This is a genomic window from Streptomyces sp. NPDC054872 (assembly GCF_053610705.1).
Window position 1 is genome coordinate 129,125 of the sequence record NZ_JBSGYY010000008.1, and the last position, 15,477, is coordinate 144,601.

The following is a 15,477-nucleotide window of genomic DNA, read 5'->3' on the forward strand; positions in this document are numbered from 1 at the left end:
CGAGAAACAGCCACCCCTACCCGACAGCGAGCAGCACCACGAGCAGCACCGCCCCGGCCAGCGCGGGCGCCAGGATTTCGTAGCCCCAGCGCACCTCGGGCTCGCCCTGCGCCGACTTCGCGGAGGCGCGGAGTTCCGCCAGGTCGCGCAGGTCGTCCATGATCTGGTCCCCGGCGGCGCGCTGGGTCTCGGGCCGGCCGGACCTCATCGAGGCGCGCAGGCCCGGGCCGCCGACGCTCGGATCGCCCGCGGCCATCCCCTGCGACTTCCTGCGGGCGGCTTTCTTGCGGCCGCGCAGGGAGACCGGGATGGCCCAGAGCTGGTACTTGGTGCCCGTCTGGGTGAAGACCTCGTTCGAGTACCCGGAGCGGAGCCCCGAGACGGACGCCCACGGCAGCGTGATCGTCCGGAAGGGGTTGCGGATGCGCAGCCGGTCGTCGTTGGCGTACACGACGGGGCGCACGGTGAAGGCGACGACGACGGGCACCGCAAGGAGCAGCCCGGCGAGCGCGAGCCACGGGGTGCGGCCCTCCCCCCGGATCATCGCGTCGATGCCGAGCCAGCCGCCGAGGGCGAGCAGCAGGACGCCTCCGGCGATACCGCCGGACGACCGGTAGGTCCGGTCCTTGTACTCGGGGTACTGGGGCTCCGCCACGGGGGGCTGGGGGTCGCTCATACCTCTGATTCTGCCTGAGGCCCGGCTCGGGGGGCCTGCGGGTCCCGCCACGCCTCCCCGCCTCCGTTCCCACTCGCCCCCTGTACAGCCGCTACGCGCGTAGATATGCTCCCCTCGTGACCATGCCCCATGCATCCGCCCCCATCGCACACGCGCTGACGGACGCCACAGCGTCGGACCGCACGCTGCGCCGCTTCCTCCACGGGCTGCCCGGCGTCGACACGGTCGGCCTGGAGGCACGCGCCGCGGCGCTCGGCACCCGTTCGATCAAGACGACGGCGAAGGCGTACGCCATCGACCTCGCCATCTCGATGATCGACCTGACGACGCTGGAGGGCGCCGACACCCCGGGCAAGGTCCGGGCGCTCGGCGCGAAGGCCGTGAACCCCGATCCGACCGACCGCGGCACCCCGAGGACCGCCGCGGTCTGCGTCTATCCGGACATGGTGGCCACCGCCAAGGAGGCCGTCGGCGACAGCGGGGTCAAGGTCGCCTCCGTCGCGACCGCCTTCCCCGCGGGCCGCGCCGCCATCGACGTGAAGCTCGGCGACGTCCGCGAGGCCGTCGCGGCGGGTGCCGACGAGATCGACATGGTCATCGACCGCGGCGCCTTCCTCGCCGGTGACTACATGACGGTGTTCGAGCAGATCCGCGCCGTGAAGGAGGCCTCGGGCGAGGCCCGGCTCAAGGTCATCTTCGAGACCGGCGAGCTCTCCACGTACGACAACATCCGCCGCGCCTCCTGGATCGGCATGCTGGCGGGCGCGGACTTCATCAAGACCTCGACCGGCAAGGTCGGCGTCAACGCCACCCCCGCGAACACCCTCCTGATGCTGGAGGCCGTACGCGACTTCCGCGAGCAGACCGGGGTACAGGTCGGAGTGAAGCCCGCGGGCGGCATCCGCACCACCAAGGACGCGATCAAGTTCCTCGTCCTGGTGAACGAGACCGCGGGCACGGACTGGCTGGACAACCACTGGTTCCGTTTCGGCGCCTCATCACTCCTCAACGACCTGCTGATGCAGCGCCAGAAGCTGGCCACGGGCCGCTACTCCGGCCCCGACTACGTCACGGTGGACTGACCCATGACTTCCACGCCCTTTGACTACGCACCCGCTCCGGAGTCCCGCTCCGTCGTCGACATCGCGCCGTCGTACGGCCTGTTCATCGACGGCGAGTTCGTGGAGGCGGCCGACGGCAAGGTCTTCAAGACCGTCTCGCCCTCCACCGAAGAGGTCCTCTCCGAAGTCGCCCAGGCCTCCTCCGAAGACGTCGACCGCGCGGTGAAGGCCGCCCGCAAGGCCTTCGAGAAGTGGTCGGCGCTGCCGGGCGCCGAGCGCGCCAAGTACCTCTTCCGCATCGCCAGGATCATCCAGGAGCGCAGCCGCGAACTGGCCGTCCTGGAGACCCTCGACAACGGAAAGCCCATCAAGGAGACGCGCGACGCCGACCTCCCCCTGGTCGCCGCGCACTTCTTCTACTACGCGGGCTGGGCCGACAAGCTCGACCACGCGGGGTATGGCGCGGACCCGCGGCCGCTGGGCGTCGCGGGCCAGGTCATCCCCTGGAACTTCCCGCTCCTGATGCTCGCCTGGAAGATCGCCCCGGCGCTCGCCACGGGCAACACGGTCGTCCTGAAGCCCGCCGAGACCACTCCCTTGAGCGCCCTGTTCTTCGCGGACATCTGCCGCCAGGCCGGCCTGCCCAAGGGCGTCGTCAACATCCTTCCCGGGTACGGCGACGCGGGCGCGGCCCTCACCGCGCACCCGGACGTGAACAAGGTCGCCTTCACCGGCTCGACCGCCGTCGGCAAGGCCATCGCGCGCCAGGTCGCGGGCACGGACAAGAAGGTCACGCTCGAACTGGGCGGCAAGGGCGCCAACATCGTCTTCGACGACGCCCCCGTCGACCAGGCCGTCGAGGGCATCGTCACCGGCATCTTCTTCAACCAGGGCCAGGTCTGCTGCGCGGGATCGCGCCTCCTCGTACAGGAGTCGGTCCAGGACGAGGTGCTCCACGCGCTCAAGCGGCGCCTGTCCACCCTGCGCCTGGGCGACCCGCTGGACAAGAACACGGACATCGGCGCGATCAACTCCGCCGAGCAGCTCGCCCGCATCACCGCGCTCGCCGAGACGGGCGAGGCGGAGGGCGCCGAGCGCTGGTCCGCCCCGTGCGAACTGCCCTCCTCCGGCTACTGGTTCGCGCCGACGCTCTTCACGAACGTCACCCAGGCGCACACCGTCGCCCGCGACGAGATCTTCGGCCCGGTGCTCTCGGTGCTGACCTTCCGGACCCCGGAAGAGGCCGTCGCCAAGGCCAACAACACGCAGTACGGCCTCTCCGCCGGCATCTGGACGGAGAAGGGCTCCCGCATCCTCGCGGTCGCCGAGCGCCTGCGCGCGGGCGTCATCTGGGCCAACACGTTCAACAAGTTCGACCCGACCTCGCCCTTCGGCGGCTACAAGGAATCGGGTTACGGCCGCGAGGGCGGTCGCCACGGCCTGGAGGCTTACCTCGATGTCTGAGCAGCGTTTGAGTGTCTTCAAGACCTACAAGCTGTACGTCGGGGGCAAGTTCCCCCGCAGCGAGAGCGGCCGGGTGTACGAGGTGACCACAGGAACATCAGCCGCTGCCGCGGCGGGCAAGAACAAGTGGCTGGCCAACGCCCCGCTCTCGTCCCGCAAGGACGCGCGTGACGCGGTCGTCGCCGCGCGCAAGGCGCAGGGCGGCTGGGCGGGCAAGACGGCCTATCTGCGCGGCCAGATCCTCTACCGCGTCGCGGAGATGCTGGAGGGCCGCAAGGACCAGTTCGTGCGCGAGGTCGCCGAGGCGGAGGGCCTGTCCAAGTCCAAGGCCGCCGCGGTCGTGGACGCGGCGATCGACCGCTGGGTCTGGTACGCGGGCTGGACCGACAAGATCGCCCAGATCGTGGGCGGCGGCAATCCCGTGGCGGGCCCCTTCTTCAACATCTCCTCGCCGGAGCCGACGGGCGTGGTGACGGTCGTCGCCCCGCAGAAGTCGTCGTTCCTCGGCCTGGTCTCGGTGATCGCCCCGGTGATCGCGACGGGCAACACGGCCGTGGTGATCGCGAGCGAGAACTCCCCGCTCCCCGCGCTCTCGCTCGGCGAGGTCCTCGCCACCTCCGACCTGCCAGGCGGCGTCGTGAACATCCTGTCCGGCAGGACGGCGGAGATCACCCCGTCGCTCGCCGCGCACCAGGACGTGAACGCGATCGACCTCGCGGGTGTCGAGGACGACGACCTGGCCAAGGAACTCGAGGTCGCCGCCGCGGACAACCTGAAGCGCGTCGTCCGTCCACAGCCTGTGGACTGGTCGGCCGATCCGGGCACGCACCGCCTTACGGCGTTCCTGGAGACCAAGACCGTCTGGCACCCCACGGGTTCACTGGGCGCGTCGGGCTCCTCGTACTGAGACCGCCCGGGCCCGCCTGAAGCCGCCTGAAGCCGCCTGAAGCCACTGCGCACGACGAAGCCCCGGTCCTCCTCCGTCCAGGAGGGCCGGGGCTTCGCCACATCACCGGGCGGACCGGCTAGCCGGGCAGCAGCCCCGTGGCCGGACCCACCACCGGCAGGTCGCTCAGCGAACCCCCGCCCTGGGTCAGCGGGGCGGTCAACGGCGCCGTCGAGACCGGCTTGAAGTCCGCGATCTGGGTGCCCAGGGCGTTGTCCAACGGGTCGGACCCCGTCCCCGCCAGCGGGTTGATCTTCAGCTCCTTGACGGTTCCGAGCCCACCCCCGGTGACCTCCTCCACCGCCCGGAGCACTCCCGCACCGGCGGCCGGCAGGTTCTCGGAGGCGGGGGGCGCGGGCGCCGGCGCGGCGCTCGCCGTCGCCGCGCCACCGATGCCGAGCGCCGAGCCCGCGACGGTGACCGTCAGACCCGCCCGCAGCAGGACGCGGGAGAGGTGCTTGGAGGCTGTTGCGTGCCGTGCCATGGGTTCCGCCCTTATCCGCTTGAGTAATCAGATGCGCACGTAGCGTAGTTGAGGGGCGGTGCGGGCACCAAAGCCCTACCCTTCGGGTCGCCTGGGCGGGTCAATGCAGCACACTGTTCTCTCGTGAGTTCCCATCCCCCGATACCCACCCGAGTCGTGCTGCTCGCCGGCCCCTCGGGCTCAGGCAAGTCGTCGTTCGCGGCCCTCACCGGCCTGCCCGTCCTGTGCCTCGACGACTTCTACAAGGAGCACGACGACCCGACACTGCCGCAGGTCCCCGGCAGCACGGACATCGACTGGGACTCCCCCGACTCCTGGGACACGGACGTCGCCGTCGCCGCCATCGAGCAGCTGTGCCGCACGGGACGTACGCGCATCCCGGTCTACGACATCGCCACCAGCTCGCGTACGGGCGAGACGGCGATGGACATCGAGCGCACACCCCTCTTCATCGCGGAGGGCATCTTCGCGGCGGACATCGTGGAGCGGTGCCGGGAGATCGGGGTGCTCGCCGACGCGATCTGTCTGCGGGGGCGGCCGTCCACCACCTACCGGCGTCGCCTCCTGCGGGACCTGCGCGAGGGGCGGAAGTCCGTGGCGTTCCTGCTGCGGCGTGGCTGGCGCCTGATGCGGGCCGAGCGCGCGATCGTCGCCCGGCAGACCGCCCTCGGCGCGCACCCCTGCGGCAAGGACGAGGCCCTGGGTCGGCTCGCGGACGCCGCGGCCGGCCGGTGCGCCAAGGCTCGCGCCGACGCCGCGTAACTCCGTACGGGCGAGGGGACGCACGCCAAGCCGCCGGGACAAAGCAGAAGGACCGGAAAGACCCCCCGGCCTTCCGGTCCCGCCACTTGCTTCCCCCGTGGATCCCCCGTGATCCCCGTTTCCCCCGTGTCCCCCCTGCTTCCGCCGCCTCCCCCCGGGAGCGGCGGCCCCCCGTAATCCCTAGGCGACCAACTCGCCGAAGGACTCCTCCTGGTCACGGCCGAAGCTGAGGACGTCGTCCTCGCGCAGCCGGCGCAGGGAGCGCCAGATGCTGGACTTCACCGTGCCCACGCTGATGTCGAGGATGTCGGCGATCTCGGGGTCCGTGCGGCCCTCGTAGTAACGCAGGACCAGCATCGTCCGCTGCAGTTCGGGGAGGCGGGCCAGGGCCTGCCAGAGAACCGCGCGGAGTTCGGTGCCACGCATCGCGTCCGTGTCGCCCGCCGTCTCCGGCAGCTCCTCGGTCGGGTATTCGTTGAGCTTGCGGCGCCGCCAGGCGCTGATGTGCAGGTTGGTCATGGTGCGGCGGAGGTACCCGCCGACCGCGGCCTTGTCGCTGATCCTGTCCCAGGCCCGGTACGTCGAGAAGAGGGCGCTCTGGAGCAGGTCCTCGGCCTCGAAACGGTCACCGGTCAGGTGATAGGCGGTTGCGTACAGGGAGGCACGACGCTCCTGGACGTAGGCGGTGAACTCCGCCTCCGACGCTGTGGTGCGCTCCCCCGTGTCCTCCCTGTACGCGGCTCCCCCGTGAGCCCCCCCATCGGTTCCCCCGTTGTCCCCGCGGGTCGCCCCCGGGAACGCGTCAACCACCGTCATGTACGCGGTGTGCTGACGCCCGGTGCCGCGAGCGCACCCCCGCCCGCTCACGGCACCGGACTTCTCGTGCCTCTCGGCAGGCCGGATCACGTCGTGGAGACGCGTGATTACTGCGCTTGAGCTGGTGCTGTGCAGTGTGTTCATCTCGCGCCCCCCGTCGGTGGAGTCCGGCTTTTTCCGTGTGACCAGAACTCTGCCGGACCCACTTCATGACGGTGTCCGCCGACTGTCACAGGCCTGCAACAGGCCTTCCATGTGTAGGGGAGAAGTGTGGGACACCACCAACAGTCGAACTGTGCCCGTGCCATGGGACAGAATGACGTCCGTGCCTTCCCTGTTGCTGATCGAGGACGACGACGCCATCCGTACGGCCCTTGAGCTTTCGCTCACCCGCCAAGGGCATCGGGTGGCCACTGCTGCCACCGGCGAGGACGGCCTGAAGCTGCTCAGTGAGCAGCGGCCGGACCTGATCGTGCTGGATGTGATGCTGCCGGGCATCGACGGATTCGAGGTGTGCCGTCGCATCCGGCGCACCGACCAGTTGCCGATCATTCTGCTGACCGCGCGCAGCGATGACATCGACGTGGTCGTCGGGCTCGAGTCCGGTGCCGACGACTATGTCGTGAAACCCGTGCAGGGACGGGTGCTCGACGCCCGTATCCGTGCGGTCCTGCGCCGCGGTGAGCGCGAGGCCAACGACGCGGCGACCTTCGGTTCGCTCGTCATCGACCGTGCCGCGATGACCGTCACGAAGAACGGCGAGGACCTGCAGCTCACGCCGACCGAGCTGCGGCTGCTCCTGGAGCTGAGCCGCAGGCCCGGACAGGCGCTCTCCCGGCAGCAGTTGCTGCGTCTGGTGTGGGAGCACGACTACCTCGGTGACTCCCGGCTCGTCGACGCGTGCGTGCAGCGGCTGCGCGCGAAGGTGGAGGACGTGCCGTCCTCACCGACGCTGATCCGTACGGTGCGTGGAGTGGGCTACCGGCTGGACACTCCTCAGTGACCAAACCGCAGGACAAGCTCCGCGGTTGGGCCGCGGCGCGCAAGGCGATCATGGCAGGGCTGCGCTTCACGAGCCTCAGGCTCCGGCTCGTCGTGGTGTTCGGTCTGGTGGCCCTCACCGCCGCCGTGACGGCGTCCGGGATCGCGTACTGGCTGAACCGCGAGGCGGTCCTGACGCGCGCGCAGGACGCGGCCCTGAAGGACTTCCAGCAGGAGATGCAGACCCGCGCCGGCGCGCTGCCGCCCAATCCGACCCAGGACGAGCTGCAGCAGGCCGCCGGGACGATGGCCAACAGCAGCCAGCGCTACAGCGTGCTCCTGATCGGGAAGGACGCCGACGGTGACACGATCGTCGGCTACTCCGACCTGGACGCCTTCACGCTCGCCGACGTGCCCAAGTCCCTGCGTAAGACGGTGAACAAGGAACAGCCGCTCACCTCCAGCAACAAGAGTCCGTACCACCTGTACTGGCAGCGGACCGTCGAGGACGGCACCCCGTATCTCGTGGGCGGCGCCAAGGTCATCGGCGGCGGGCCGACCGGTTACATGCTCAAGTCCCTCGAGCCGGAGGCGAAGGACCTGAGTTCGCTCGGCTGGTCCCTCGCCATCGCCACGGGTCTCGCGCTCATCGGTTCCGCGCTGCTCGCGCAGGCCGCGGCGACCACCGTGCTCAAGCCGGTGCACCGGCTCGGTGTCGCCGCGCGGCGGCTCGGCGAGGGCAAGCTGGACACGCGCCTGAGGGTGTCGGGCACCGATGAACTGGCCGATCTGTCACGGACGTTCAACCGGACCGCGGAGAGCCTGGAGAAGAAGGTCGACGACATGAGCGCCCGTGACGAGGCGTCACGGCGCTTCGTCGCCGACATGTCGCACGAGCTGCGTACGCCGCTGACCGCGATCACCGCGGTGACGGAGGTGCTCGAGGAGGAGCTGGACGCGGAGACCGGCAGCGTGGACCCGATGATCGAGCCCGCCGTACGGCTCGTGGTCAGCGAGACCCGCCGTCTGAACGACCTGGTGGAGAACCTGATGGAGGTCACCCGCTTCGACGCGGGTACGGCAAGGCTCGTCCTGGACCACGTCGACATCGCCGACCAGATCACGGCCTGCATCGACGCCCGTGCCTGGCTCGACGCGGTCGAGCTGGACGCGGAGCGCGGCATCATGGTGCGGCTCGACCCGCGCCGCCTCGACGTCATCCTGGCGAACCTGATCGGCAACGCGCTCAAGCACGGCGGCTCCCCGGTGGAGGTCTCGGTGCGGCTCGCGGGCGAGAAGCTCGTCATCGCGGTGCGTGACGGGGGCCCCGGCATCCCCGAGGACGTACTGCCGCACGTCTTCGACCGCTTCTACAAGGCGAGCGCGTCCCGGCCGCGGTCGGAGGGCAGCGGTCTCGGGCTCTCCATCGCCCTGGAGAACGCCCACATCCACGGCGGGGAGATCACCGCCGCGAACTCGCCCGAGGGCGGCGCGGTGTTCACGCTGTGGCTGCCGCGCGACCCGTCGGCGCTGCTGCCCGAGGACGAGGCCGCGGAGGGCACGGACGGCGGCGACGCCGTCGAGGGGGAGAAGCGATGAACCACCGACGGCTTCGCGCCGCGCTGCTCGCCACCGCGCTGACCGCGGTCCTCGCGGGCTGCGGCATCCGCTCGACGGAGGTGCCGACGGACTTCGGCCCGGGGCCCTCCCGGGTGCCCTGCGTGATGTCCGGGTCGAGCATCGCCTCGCAGTCCACCAGCGGGGTTCCCGTGCAGGTCTTCCTGGTGTGCGCGGCACAGCTGGTGACCGTCGACCGGTCGGTGCGGATCCCCACCGAGAAGGCGACGACGGACCGCGTCCGGATCGCGCAGGCGCTCGTCGACGAGCTGTCGCAGGCGCCCTCGGCCCCGGAGAAGCAGGCGGGCTTCGCGACGGACGTACGCGCCGGCACGGTCGTCGACGGTCCCAAGAACGGCGACCCCGAGGACGCCCTGCGGTTCAGCACGTCCCCGGAGGATCTGTCGGCGTTCGCTCTGGCACAGATCGTTTGCACCTTCGCGGACAGCGCGGCGGCGGGCGACGACCGCGAGGTGATCATGGGCGGCCCCGGCGACGACCCGCTGCGCCGCTATGAATGCACCCAGGCGGTCCGGCAGCGCCCCGGGACGGTGGCTCCGCCCACCGAGACCGTGAAGTAGTCGATCAAGACAGTCACGGTGTGCGATCAGGACAGTGCGTGTTCCGGGAGTGAATGCGCGGAACCGATCCTGCCGTCAGGCGCGTCTTGGGGGGCGTGCGTCAAGGCTCGGGCGGCCACGGGGCCGCCATCCGCTTCCGTGCGGCAGGAGGATTCCTCCTCGTCGCGCATCTTCTGTTCGTCGGCTGGCTCACTCTGCGTCCACTGGACGTGCCGTGGGTCAGCGCGGCGAATCTGCAGCCCTTCGCCGGCATCAAGGCGGATCTGGCGCTCGGACCTGTGCAGGCCGCCCGGCAGATAGGCGGCAGTCTGCTGCTCCTCGCCCCGCTCGGTGTGCTGCTTCCGCTCGCCGGTGGGCGGGTTCACGTGTCACCGCTCGGTTCGCTGGTGCGGACGGTCGCGGCGGGCGCGCTGATCTCGCTCGGCATCGAACTGCTGCAGACCGGGGTCCCCGGGCAGGTCGTCGACATCGACTCGCTGTTCCTGAATTCCGTGGGCGTGGCCCTCGCGCATCTCGCCGTGGTGCCCGCCGCCAGGGCCAGGCTCCGCCGCCGTACGGACGGGGAGCATCGGGCGACCCTCCTGCGGGAGGACGCCTCTCAGGGATCGACCCCGACGATTCCCAGGGTCGGTATCGCACCTTAGAGCGACGCTTCGCCCGCTTCGTGAACGTAGCTTTGAGTCATCGGGGAAACGCCCCGGACCTGATCGCCACGGTTCACGAAGGAGCCACCATGACCGCCCTTGCCCGCCCCACCCACGGCCGGATGATCGGCGGAGTGTGTGCCGCCCTCGCCCAGCGTTTCGGCACGTCGGCGACCACGATGCGCGTGATCTTCGTGCTCTCGTGCCTGCTGCCCGGCCCGCAGTTCCTGCTCTATGTCGCGCTCTGGTTCCTGTTGCCCTCCGAGGGCAAGGCCAGGCAGGCAGCCTGGTGAACCGGCGGCCCCCGCCGCCGCACGCGTACGCCGATGGGGCGCACCCTCGTAGGAGGGCGCGCCCCATCGGCGTGTGCGGAGACCGCGAGGATCAGCCGAGCGGCAGACCGTTCAGGGCCAGACCGTCGGTGGGCAGACCCTGGAGGGGCAGACCCTGCGTGGGCAGGGCACCGGCGAGCGGCAGGCCCTTCGTGGGCAGGGCGCCGGCGAGCGGCAGGCCACCGAGCAGACCGGAGACCGGGTCGGCCGCGGCGGGCTTGGCCCTGTCGTCAGCGTCCTTCATGCTCTCGCCGAGCTTGTCCACGGTCGGCGCGGAGGCCTGGAGGGTGCTGCCGAGCACGTTCTGGCCGGCGGAGATCGCCTCGGGGCCACCGGCGGGCAGCTTCTCGCCGACCTGCTCCATGGGGAGCATGGCGGTGGCGGAGCCCAGGGCGCCCGTGGCGTCGGGCAGGGCCGGCGCGGCGTTGGCGGCACCCGCGCCCGCGGCGGCGAAGGCGGCGCCGAGAGCGGCGACACCGAGGGTCTTGGCGGCAGACTGCTTCATCTTCAATGCGTCCTTGATGACGGGGACTTTCGAGCGGCCCATGACCGTAAACATGTGAAGGGGCGGTCCGCAAACAGCGAAACAGCAAAAGCGCGGCCGGGAATTAATGTTCCCGGCCGCGCCCAAACTGCTTCATTTTCTGTTACACGTCGACAGAAGCCCTGGTGGAGGCGGTCTGACGGAACAGCCATTCGGACTTCAGCTCGGCATATCCGGGCTTGATCACGTCATTGATCATGGCCAGGCGTTCATCGAAAGGAATGAACGCTGATTTCATCGCATTGACTGTGAACCACTGCATGTCGTCGAGCGTGTAGCCGAAAGTCCCGACCAAATGCTCGAATTCGCGGCTCATGCTGGTGCCGGACATCAGGCGGTTGTCGGTGTTCACCGTGGCCCGGAAGTGCAGCTTGCGGAGCAGACCGATGGGGTGGTCGGCGTACGAGTCGGCGGCACCCGTCTGCAGGTTGGAGCTGGGGCACATCTCCAGCGGGATGCGCTTGTCGCGCACGTAGCTGGCGAGGCGGCCGAGCTTCACGGTGCCGTCGTCGGCGACCTGGATGTCGTCGATGATCCGCACGCCGTGGCCGAGGCGGTCGGCGCCGCACCACTGCAGGGCCTGCCAGATGGACGGCAGCCCGAAGGCCTCGCCCGCGTGGATGGTGAAGTGGTTGTTCTCCCGCTTGAGGTACTCGAAGGCGTCGAGGTGCCGGGTGGGCGGGAAGCCCGCCTCCGCGCCCGCGATGTCGAAGCCGACGACACCCAGATCGCGGTAGCGGTTGGCGAGTTCGGCGATCTCCAGGGCGCGGGCCGCGTGCCGCATGGCGGTGAGCAGCGCGCCCACGCGGATGCGGTGGCCGTTGGCCTTCGCGCGCCGCTCGCCCTCCCGGAAGCCTTCGTTGACGGCCTCGACGACCTCTTCGAGCGTGAGGCCCTGCTCCAGGTGCTGCTCGGGGGCGTACCGGATCTCGGCGTAGACGACGCCGTCCTCGGCGAGGTCCTCGGCGCACTCGGCCGCCACGCGCTTGAGGGCGTCCTTCGTCTGCATCACGGCGCAGGTGTGGGCGAAGGTCTCCAGATAGCGCGGCAGCGAACCGGAGTCGGCGGCTTCCCTGAACCAGATCCCCAGCTTGTCGGGGTCGGTCTCGGGCAGACCCTCGTAACCCGACTCGCGGGCGAGGTCGACGATCGTGCCGGGGCGCAGGCCGCCGTCGAGGTGGTCGTGCAGGAGCACCTTCGGGGCGCGGCGGATCTGGTCGGCGCTGGGCGTTTCGCGGTCCGTCTGACCGGCTTTGGTGGTCTGGCTCGTCATCTCGGCACTCTAGCGCCTACGCGCGTAGATCGCCGGGTGGATCTCACGGGTCGATACGTAACAGTGACCCCGCGGACGGGTGGCGTACACCATCGCTTCTGACACTGTTCTGTCATGGCACAGCAAGCGACGCCCGATTCCGCGCGCGCGGCCAGGCTCGGACGCGTGATCGGCGCCCGTCCTTCGGCGGTCAGCGGCGCGGTGCTGCTGCTCCCCGGCGGCCACGAGACCTCCGACCGCAAGCCGTCCCCGTTCGCCGCCGCCACGGTGCGCGCGCTCGGCCGCAAGCTCGCCCAGGACGGCCGCGAGGAAGGGCTCGCCGCGCACGTCGTGCACTACCGCAGCCGCGGGTGGAACGGCGCGCAGGCGCAGTTGGCGCGGGACGCGGAGTGGGCCGCGGACGAGGTCGTCCGCCTCTACGGCGATGTCTCGATCTGCCTCGTGGGCCGGGACATGGGCGGCCGGGCCGCACTGCGGGCCGGCGGCCACGAAGCGGTCAACTCCGTCCTGGCGCTGGCTCCTTGGCTGCCCGAGGACGACGTGGCCGCCTCCCCCGAACCGGTGAGGCAGCTCGCCGGGCGGCGGGTCCTGATCGTGCACGGCACGAACGACGAGCGGACCGACCCCGAGCTCTCGTTCCGTCTCGCGGCGCGGGCGAAGAAGGCGAACCGTGAGGTGTGCCGGTTCGAGGTGCACTCCGACGGCCACCGGCTGCAGCAGCACCAGTCCGAAGTCCAGGCGCTGGCCTCGGACTTCGTCATGGGCTCGCTGTTCGGCCATGCGTACGCGCGCCCCCTGGAGGACGCGCTCGCGGCTCCGCCGCCGCTCGGGCTGCGGATGCCGCTCGCCGCGGGGTTCGGGGAGTCGATGCGGCACTGACGCGGCACCGACGGCCGCGCGGGAGGCGCTACTCCGGCAGCAGCCGCCCGCGCCTGCTCAGCAGGAACTTCTTGAACGCCGCCACCGGCGGAGTGTCCGGGTGACCGTCCAACCAGGCCACGCCGATCTCCCGGACCGCACGCTGGCCCGTCACCGTCAGCTCCACGACCCCCGGGCGCGGCACGGCCGGCGGCGGCAGCAGAGCCACCCCCAGACCCGCCGCGACAAGGCCCCGGAGCGTCTCCGCCTCCTCCCCCTCGAACGCGATCCGCGGCTTGAAGCCCGCCTCCTGGCAAAGGTCGTCCGTGATGCGCCGCAGGCCGTAGCCGGGTTCGAGCGTCACGAACGCCTCGTCGGCCGCCTCCGCGAGACGCACCCGCTTCCGCGACGCGAGGCGGTGGTCGTCCGGCACGACGAGGCGCAGCCGCTGTTCGTCCAGGCGGCGGGCGACGAGATCGGGCGCGTCCGGCACGGGCGAGGTCAGGCACAGGTCGAGCTCCCCCGCCCGGAGCCGCTCGATCATCGCCTCCCCGTAGTTCTGTACGAGGCTGAAGCGGACCCGGGGGTGGTCCGCGCGGAAGGCGCGGATCAGGCCGGGGACGGTCTCCGAGCCCATGGTGTGGAGAAAGCCGAAGGCCACCTTGCCCGAGGCCGGGTCCGCGTCCGCCCGCACGGACTCCGCGGCCCGCTCCACCTCACCGAGCGCCCGCTCGACGGACGCCAGGAACGTACGGCCCGCCGGAGTCAGCGACACCGTCCTGCCGTGCCGCGCGAACAGGTCGACCCCCAGGTCCTGTTCGAGGCGCACCAACGCGCGCGACAGCGTCGACTGCGGCACCTGCATCTCCTGCGCGGCCCGCGTCACGTGCTCCGTCCGCGCGACCCCCGCGAAGTACGCCAACCGCGGCGAGAGCAGCGCGGACCAGGACTCCGGGGTCAGCTCGGCGGGTGCGGACACCGCCGCGCCGATGTCTCCTACGTAACTGCTCTGCGACAGACGCCGCTCTGAACTGCGCTCATGCACCATGGGAACGATTATGACCAGTCCATGCATTGGACGGATGAGTGGTGTGTGCCTACGTTCGACGTATGCCTCCCGCCAGTAGCGGGGCGTCCGTCACCCACGCGGCCGCCCTCTCCCCGTCGTCCCCGCAGACCGAACCCGCCGACACACGCCTGAACCCCGGCGGCCCCGGCTACCGCCGGATGAGCTTCGCCCTCTTCCTCGCCGGTGTCGCGACCTTCGCCCTCCTCTACTCCACGCAGGCGCTGCTCCCCCTCGTCTCCGCCGACTTCGGCGTCAGCGCGAGCACGGCGAGCTGGACGGTGTCGGCGGCCACGGGCGCGCTGGCCCTCTTCGTGCTGCCCCTGAGCGCGCTCAGCGAGCGGTTCGGGCGGCGCACGCTCATGACGGTCTCGCTGACGGTCGCGGTGGTCGTGGGTCTTCTCGTCCCCTTCGCGCCCTCCATCGGGGCGCTCATCGCGCTGCGCGCCGTACAGGGCGCCGCGCTCGCCGGGCTCCCGGCGTCCGCGATGGCCTTCCTCGCCGAGGAGGTCAGGCCCAAGGCGCTGGTCGCCGCGATCGGCATGTTCGTGGCGGGGAATTCGATCGGCGGCATGAGCGGGCGCATCATCACCGGCTGGGTCGCCCAGGCATGGGGCTGGCGCGTGGCCGTGGGCGTGGTGGGTGTCGTGGCCGTCCTGTGCGCCCTCGCCTTCCGCGCGCTGCTCCCCGCGCCGCGCCACTTCACGGCGGGGTCGCTCAACCCCAAGGCCCTTGGCCGGACGATCCGTTCGCATCTGTCCAACCCGCTGCTGTGCCGCCTGTACGCGATCGGCGCGCTGTTCATGACCGTGTTCGGCGCGGTCTACACGGTGATCGGCTACCGCCTCACCGAGGCGCCGTTCTCGCTCCCGCAGGGCGTCATCGGCTCGATCTTCCTGGTCTACCTCGTCGGTACGGTCTCGTCGGCCGCCGCGGGGAAGCTGGTGACACGGCTCGGACGGCGCGGGGCGCTGTACCTGGCGGTGAGCACGACGGCCGGCGGTCTGCTGCTCTCCCTCTCCGACTCCCTGGTCATGGTGCTGCTCGGGCTCGTCCTGATCACCGCCGGCTTCTTCGCCGGTCACGCGGTCGCCTCCTCGTCCGTGAGCCGGACGGCCACCACGGGGCGCGCACAGGCATCGGCGCTCTACCAGTCCGCGTACTACCTGGGCTCCAGCGCGGGCGGCACGCTCGGCGCGGTCGCCTTCCACGCGGGGGGCTGGGCCGGGACCGTGGGCCTGGGGCTGCTCGCGGTGACCGGGGTCGTCTCCCTCACCGTCTGGGGCTCGCACGTGGCCCGGGTCCAGGAGCGGCGGGACCGGCAGCGGCTCGTGGCGGCTCACTAGCCGCCCGGGGCGCCCCCCTCTCCCGC

General features: G+C 70.9%; 17 protein-coding genes. 11 read left to right on the top strand and 6 right to left on the bottom strand.

All coding sequences use genetic code 11. From position 1 onward, the window contains the following. Positions 1-16: 16 nt before the first annotated feature. Positions 17-676, bottom strand: a complete 660-nt coding sequence (locus ACWGIH_RS12505; RefSeq protein ID WP_453448102.1) for a PH domain-containing protein — start codon at positions 674-676, stop codon at positions 17-19. A gap of 122 nt (positions 677-798) precedes the next feature. Here ACWGIH_RS12505 and deoC point away from each other — a divergent pair, with 122 nt between their 5' ends. The 3 genes from deoC to ACWGIH_RS12520 are packed head-to-tail and all read left to right on the top strand — an operon-like array spanning position 799 to position 4,108. Then, complete coding sequence (gene deoC, locus ACWGIH_RS12510; protein WP_453448112.1) at positions 799-1,758, top strand: deoxyribose-phosphate aldolase; 960 nt, start codon at positions 799-801, stop codon at positions 1,756-1,758. 3 nt (positions 1,759-1,761) lie between these two features. Beyond that, a complete protein-coding gene (locus tag ACWGIH_RS12515) occupies positions 1,762-3,201 on the top strand; it encodes an aldehyde dehydrogenase family protein (protein ID WP_453448101.1) in 1,440 nt (479 codons plus the stop codon). Further along, the gene (locus ACWGIH_RS12520; RefSeq protein WP_453448100.1) at positions 3,194-4,108 is read left to right on the top strand and encodes an aldehyde dehydrogenase family protein; all 915 of its coding nucleotides are present in this window, start codon (positions 3,194-3,196) and stop codon (positions 4,106-4,108) included. Before ACWGIH_RS12515 ends, ACWGIH_RS12520 begins: the two co-directional genes overlap by 8 nt. 118 nt (positions 4,109-4,226) lie before the next feature. Here the strand turns inward: ACWGIH_RS12520 and ACWGIH_RS12525 are convergent, their stop codons facing one another. Then, the gene (locus ACWGIH_RS12525; protein WP_453448099.1) at positions 4,227-4,631 is read right to left on the bottom strand and encodes a hypothetical protein; all 405 of its coding nucleotides are present in this window, start codon (positions 4,629-4,631) and stop codon (positions 4,227-4,229) included. Between the two features lie 123 nt (positions 4,632-4,754). Between ACWGIH_RS12525 and ACWGIH_RS12530 the strand changes: the two genes are divergently transcribed. Continuing rightward, positions 4,755-5,393, top strand: a complete 639-nt coding sequence (locus tag ACWGIH_RS12530) for a uridine kinase family protein (protein ID WP_453448098.1) — start codon at positions 4,755-4,757, stop codon at positions 5,391-5,393. 180 nt (positions 5,394-5,573) lie between these two features. On the opposite strand, the gene ACWGIH_RS12535 is transcribed toward ACWGIH_RS12530, so the two are convergent. Beyond that, on the bottom strand, positions 5,574-6,353 hold the full coding sequence (locus ACWGIH_RS12535; RefSeq protein WP_453448097.1) for a SigE family RNA polymerase sigma factor: 780 nt from the start codon (positions 6,351-6,353) through the stop codon (positions 5,574-5,576). A 181-nt stretch (positions 6,354-6,534) separates the two neighbouring features. Here ACWGIH_RS12535 and afsQ1 point away from each other — a divergent pair, with 181 nt between their 5' ends. The 5 genes from afsQ1 (at position 6,535) to ACWGIH_RS12560 (ending at position 10,325) form a co-directional block, all read left to right on the top strand. Then, positions 6,535-7,212, top strand: coding sequence for a two-component system response regulator AfsQ1 (afsQ1, locus tag ACWGIH_RS12540; protein WP_030562528.1), 678 nt, complete (start codon positions 6,535-6,537; stop codon positions 7,210-7,212). Further along, complete coding sequence (locus ACWGIH_RS12545; protein WP_453448096.1) at positions 7,209-8,789, top strand: ATP-binding protein; 1,581 nt, start codon at positions 7,209-7,211, stop codon at positions 8,787-8,789. The genes afsQ1 and ACWGIH_RS12545 overlap by 4 nt, the downstream gene beginning before the upstream one ends. After that, positions 8,786-9,388 (top strand): hypothetical protein, encoded by a 603-nt coding sequence (locus tag ACWGIH_RS12550; RefSeq protein ID WP_453448095.1) that lies wholly within the window; start codon positions 8,786-8,788, stop codon positions 9,386-9,388. Before ACWGIH_RS12545 ends, ACWGIH_RS12550 begins: the two co-directional genes overlap by 4 nt. Positions 9,389-9,441: 53 nt before the next feature. Beyond that, positions 9,442-10,032 (top strand): VanZ family protein, encoded by a 591-nt coding sequence (locus ACWGIH_RS12555; protein ID WP_453448094.1) that lies wholly within the window; start codon positions 9,442-9,444, stop codon positions 10,030-10,032. An 89-nt stretch (positions 10,033-10,121) separates the two neighbouring features. Then, positions 10,122-10,325: a PspC domain-containing protein gene (locus ACWGIH_RS12560; protein ID WP_453448093.1), complete on the top strand. Its 204-nt coding sequence runs from the start codon at positions 10,122-10,124 to the stop codon at positions 10,323-10,325. A 91-nt stretch (positions 10,326-10,416) separates the two neighbouring features. Here ACWGIH_RS12560 and ACWGIH_RS12565 read toward each other — a convergent pair whose 3' ends face one another. Beyond that, the gene (locus tag ACWGIH_RS12565; RefSeq protein ID WP_453448111.1) at positions 10,417-10,869 is read right to left on the bottom strand and encodes an ATP-binding protein; all 453 of its coding nucleotides are present in this window, start codon (positions 10,867-10,869) and stop codon (positions 10,417-10,419) included. Between the two features lie 142 nt (positions 10,870-11,011). Then, on the bottom strand, positions 11,012-12,181 hold the full coding sequence (locus tag ACWGIH_RS12570; RefSeq protein WP_453448092.1) for an adenosine deaminase: 1,170 nt from the start codon (positions 12,179-12,181) through the stop codon (positions 11,012-11,014). A gap of 114 nt (positions 12,182-12,295) precedes the next feature. On the opposite strand from ACWGIH_RS12570, the gene ACWGIH_RS12575 reads away from it, so the two are divergent. Further along, on the top strand, positions 12,296-13,060 hold the full coding sequence (locus ACWGIH_RS12575) for an alpha/beta hydrolase (protein ID WP_453448091.1): 765 nt from the start codon (positions 12,296-12,298) through the stop codon (positions 13,058-13,060). Positions 13,061-13,088: 28 nt separating this feature from the next. On the opposite strand, the gene ACWGIH_RS12580 is transcribed toward ACWGIH_RS12575, so the two are convergent. Next, positions 13,089-14,087 (bottom strand): LysR family transcriptional regulator, encoded by a 999-nt coding sequence (locus ACWGIH_RS12580; protein WP_453448090.1) that lies wholly within the window; start codon positions 14,085-14,087, stop codon positions 13,089-13,091. A 62-nt stretch (positions 14,088-14,149) separates the two neighbouring features. Here ACWGIH_RS12580 and ACWGIH_RS12585 point away from each other — a divergent pair, with 62 nt between their 5' ends. Further along, on the top strand, positions 14,150-15,451 hold the full coding sequence (locus ACWGIH_RS12585) for an MFS transporter (protein WP_453448089.1): 1,302 nt from the start codon (positions 14,150-14,152) through the stop codon (positions 15,449-15,451). Positions 15,452-15,477 lie beyond the last annotated feature (26 nt).

Bases quoted from the DNA above. Each gene is read 5' to 3' on its own strand.
- ACWGIH_RS12505 (WP_453448102.1), bottom strand. From the start codon at position 676: ATGAGCGACCCCCAGCCCCCCGTGGCGGAGCCCCAGTACCCCGAGTAC.
- deoC (WP_453448112.1), top strand. From the start codon at position 799: ATGCCCCATGCATCCGCCCCCATCGCACACGCGCTGACGGACGCCACA.
- ACWGIH_RS12515 (WP_453448101.1), top strand. From the start codon at position 1,762: ATGACTTCCACGCCCTTTGACTACGCACCCGCTCCGGAGTCCCGCTCC.
- ACWGIH_RS12520 (WP_453448100.1), top strand. From the start codon at position 3,194: ATGTCTGAGCAGCGTTTGAGTGTCTTCAAGACCTACAAGCTGTACGTC.
- ACWGIH_RS12525 (WP_453448099.1), bottom strand. From the start codon at position 4,631: ATGGCACGGCACGCAACAGCCTCCAAGCACCTCTCCCGCGTCCTGCTG.
- ACWGIH_RS12535 (WP_453448097.1), bottom strand. From the start codon at position 6,353: ATGAACACACTGCACAGCACCAGCTCAAGCGCAGTAATCACGCGTCTC.
- ACWGIH_RS12550 (WP_453448095.1), top strand. From the start codon at position 8,786: ATGAACCACCGACGGCTTCGCGCCGCGCTGCTCGCCACCGCGCTGACC.
- ACWGIH_RS12555 (WP_453448094.1), top strand. From the start codon at position 9,442: ATGCGCGGAACCGATCCTGCCGTCAGGCGCGTCTTGGGGGGCGTGCGT.
- ACWGIH_RS12560 (WP_453448093.1), top strand. From the start codon at position 10,122: ATGACCGCCCTTGCCCGCCCCACCCACGGCCGGATGATCGGCGGAGTG.
- ACWGIH_RS12565 (WP_453448111.1), bottom strand. From the start codon at position 10,869: ATGAAGCAGTCTGCCGCCAAGACCCTCGGTGTCGCCGCTCTCGGCGCC.
- ACWGIH_RS12570 (WP_453448092.1), bottom strand. From the start codon at position 12,181: ATGACGAGCCAGACCACCAAAGCCGGTCAGACGGACCGCGAAACGCCC.
- ACWGIH_RS12575 (WP_453448091.1), top strand. From the start codon at position 12,296: ATGGCACAGCAAGCGACGCCCGATTCCGCGCGCGCGGCCAGGCTCGGA.
- ACWGIH_RS12580 (WP_453448090.1), bottom strand. From the start codon at position 14,087: ATGGTGCATGAGCGCAGTTCAGAGCGGCGTCTGTCGCAGAGCAGTTAC.
- ACWGIH_RS12585 (WP_453448089.1), top strand. From the start codon at position 14,150: ATGCCTCCCGCCAGTAGCGGGGCGTCCGTCACCCACGCGGCCGCCCTC.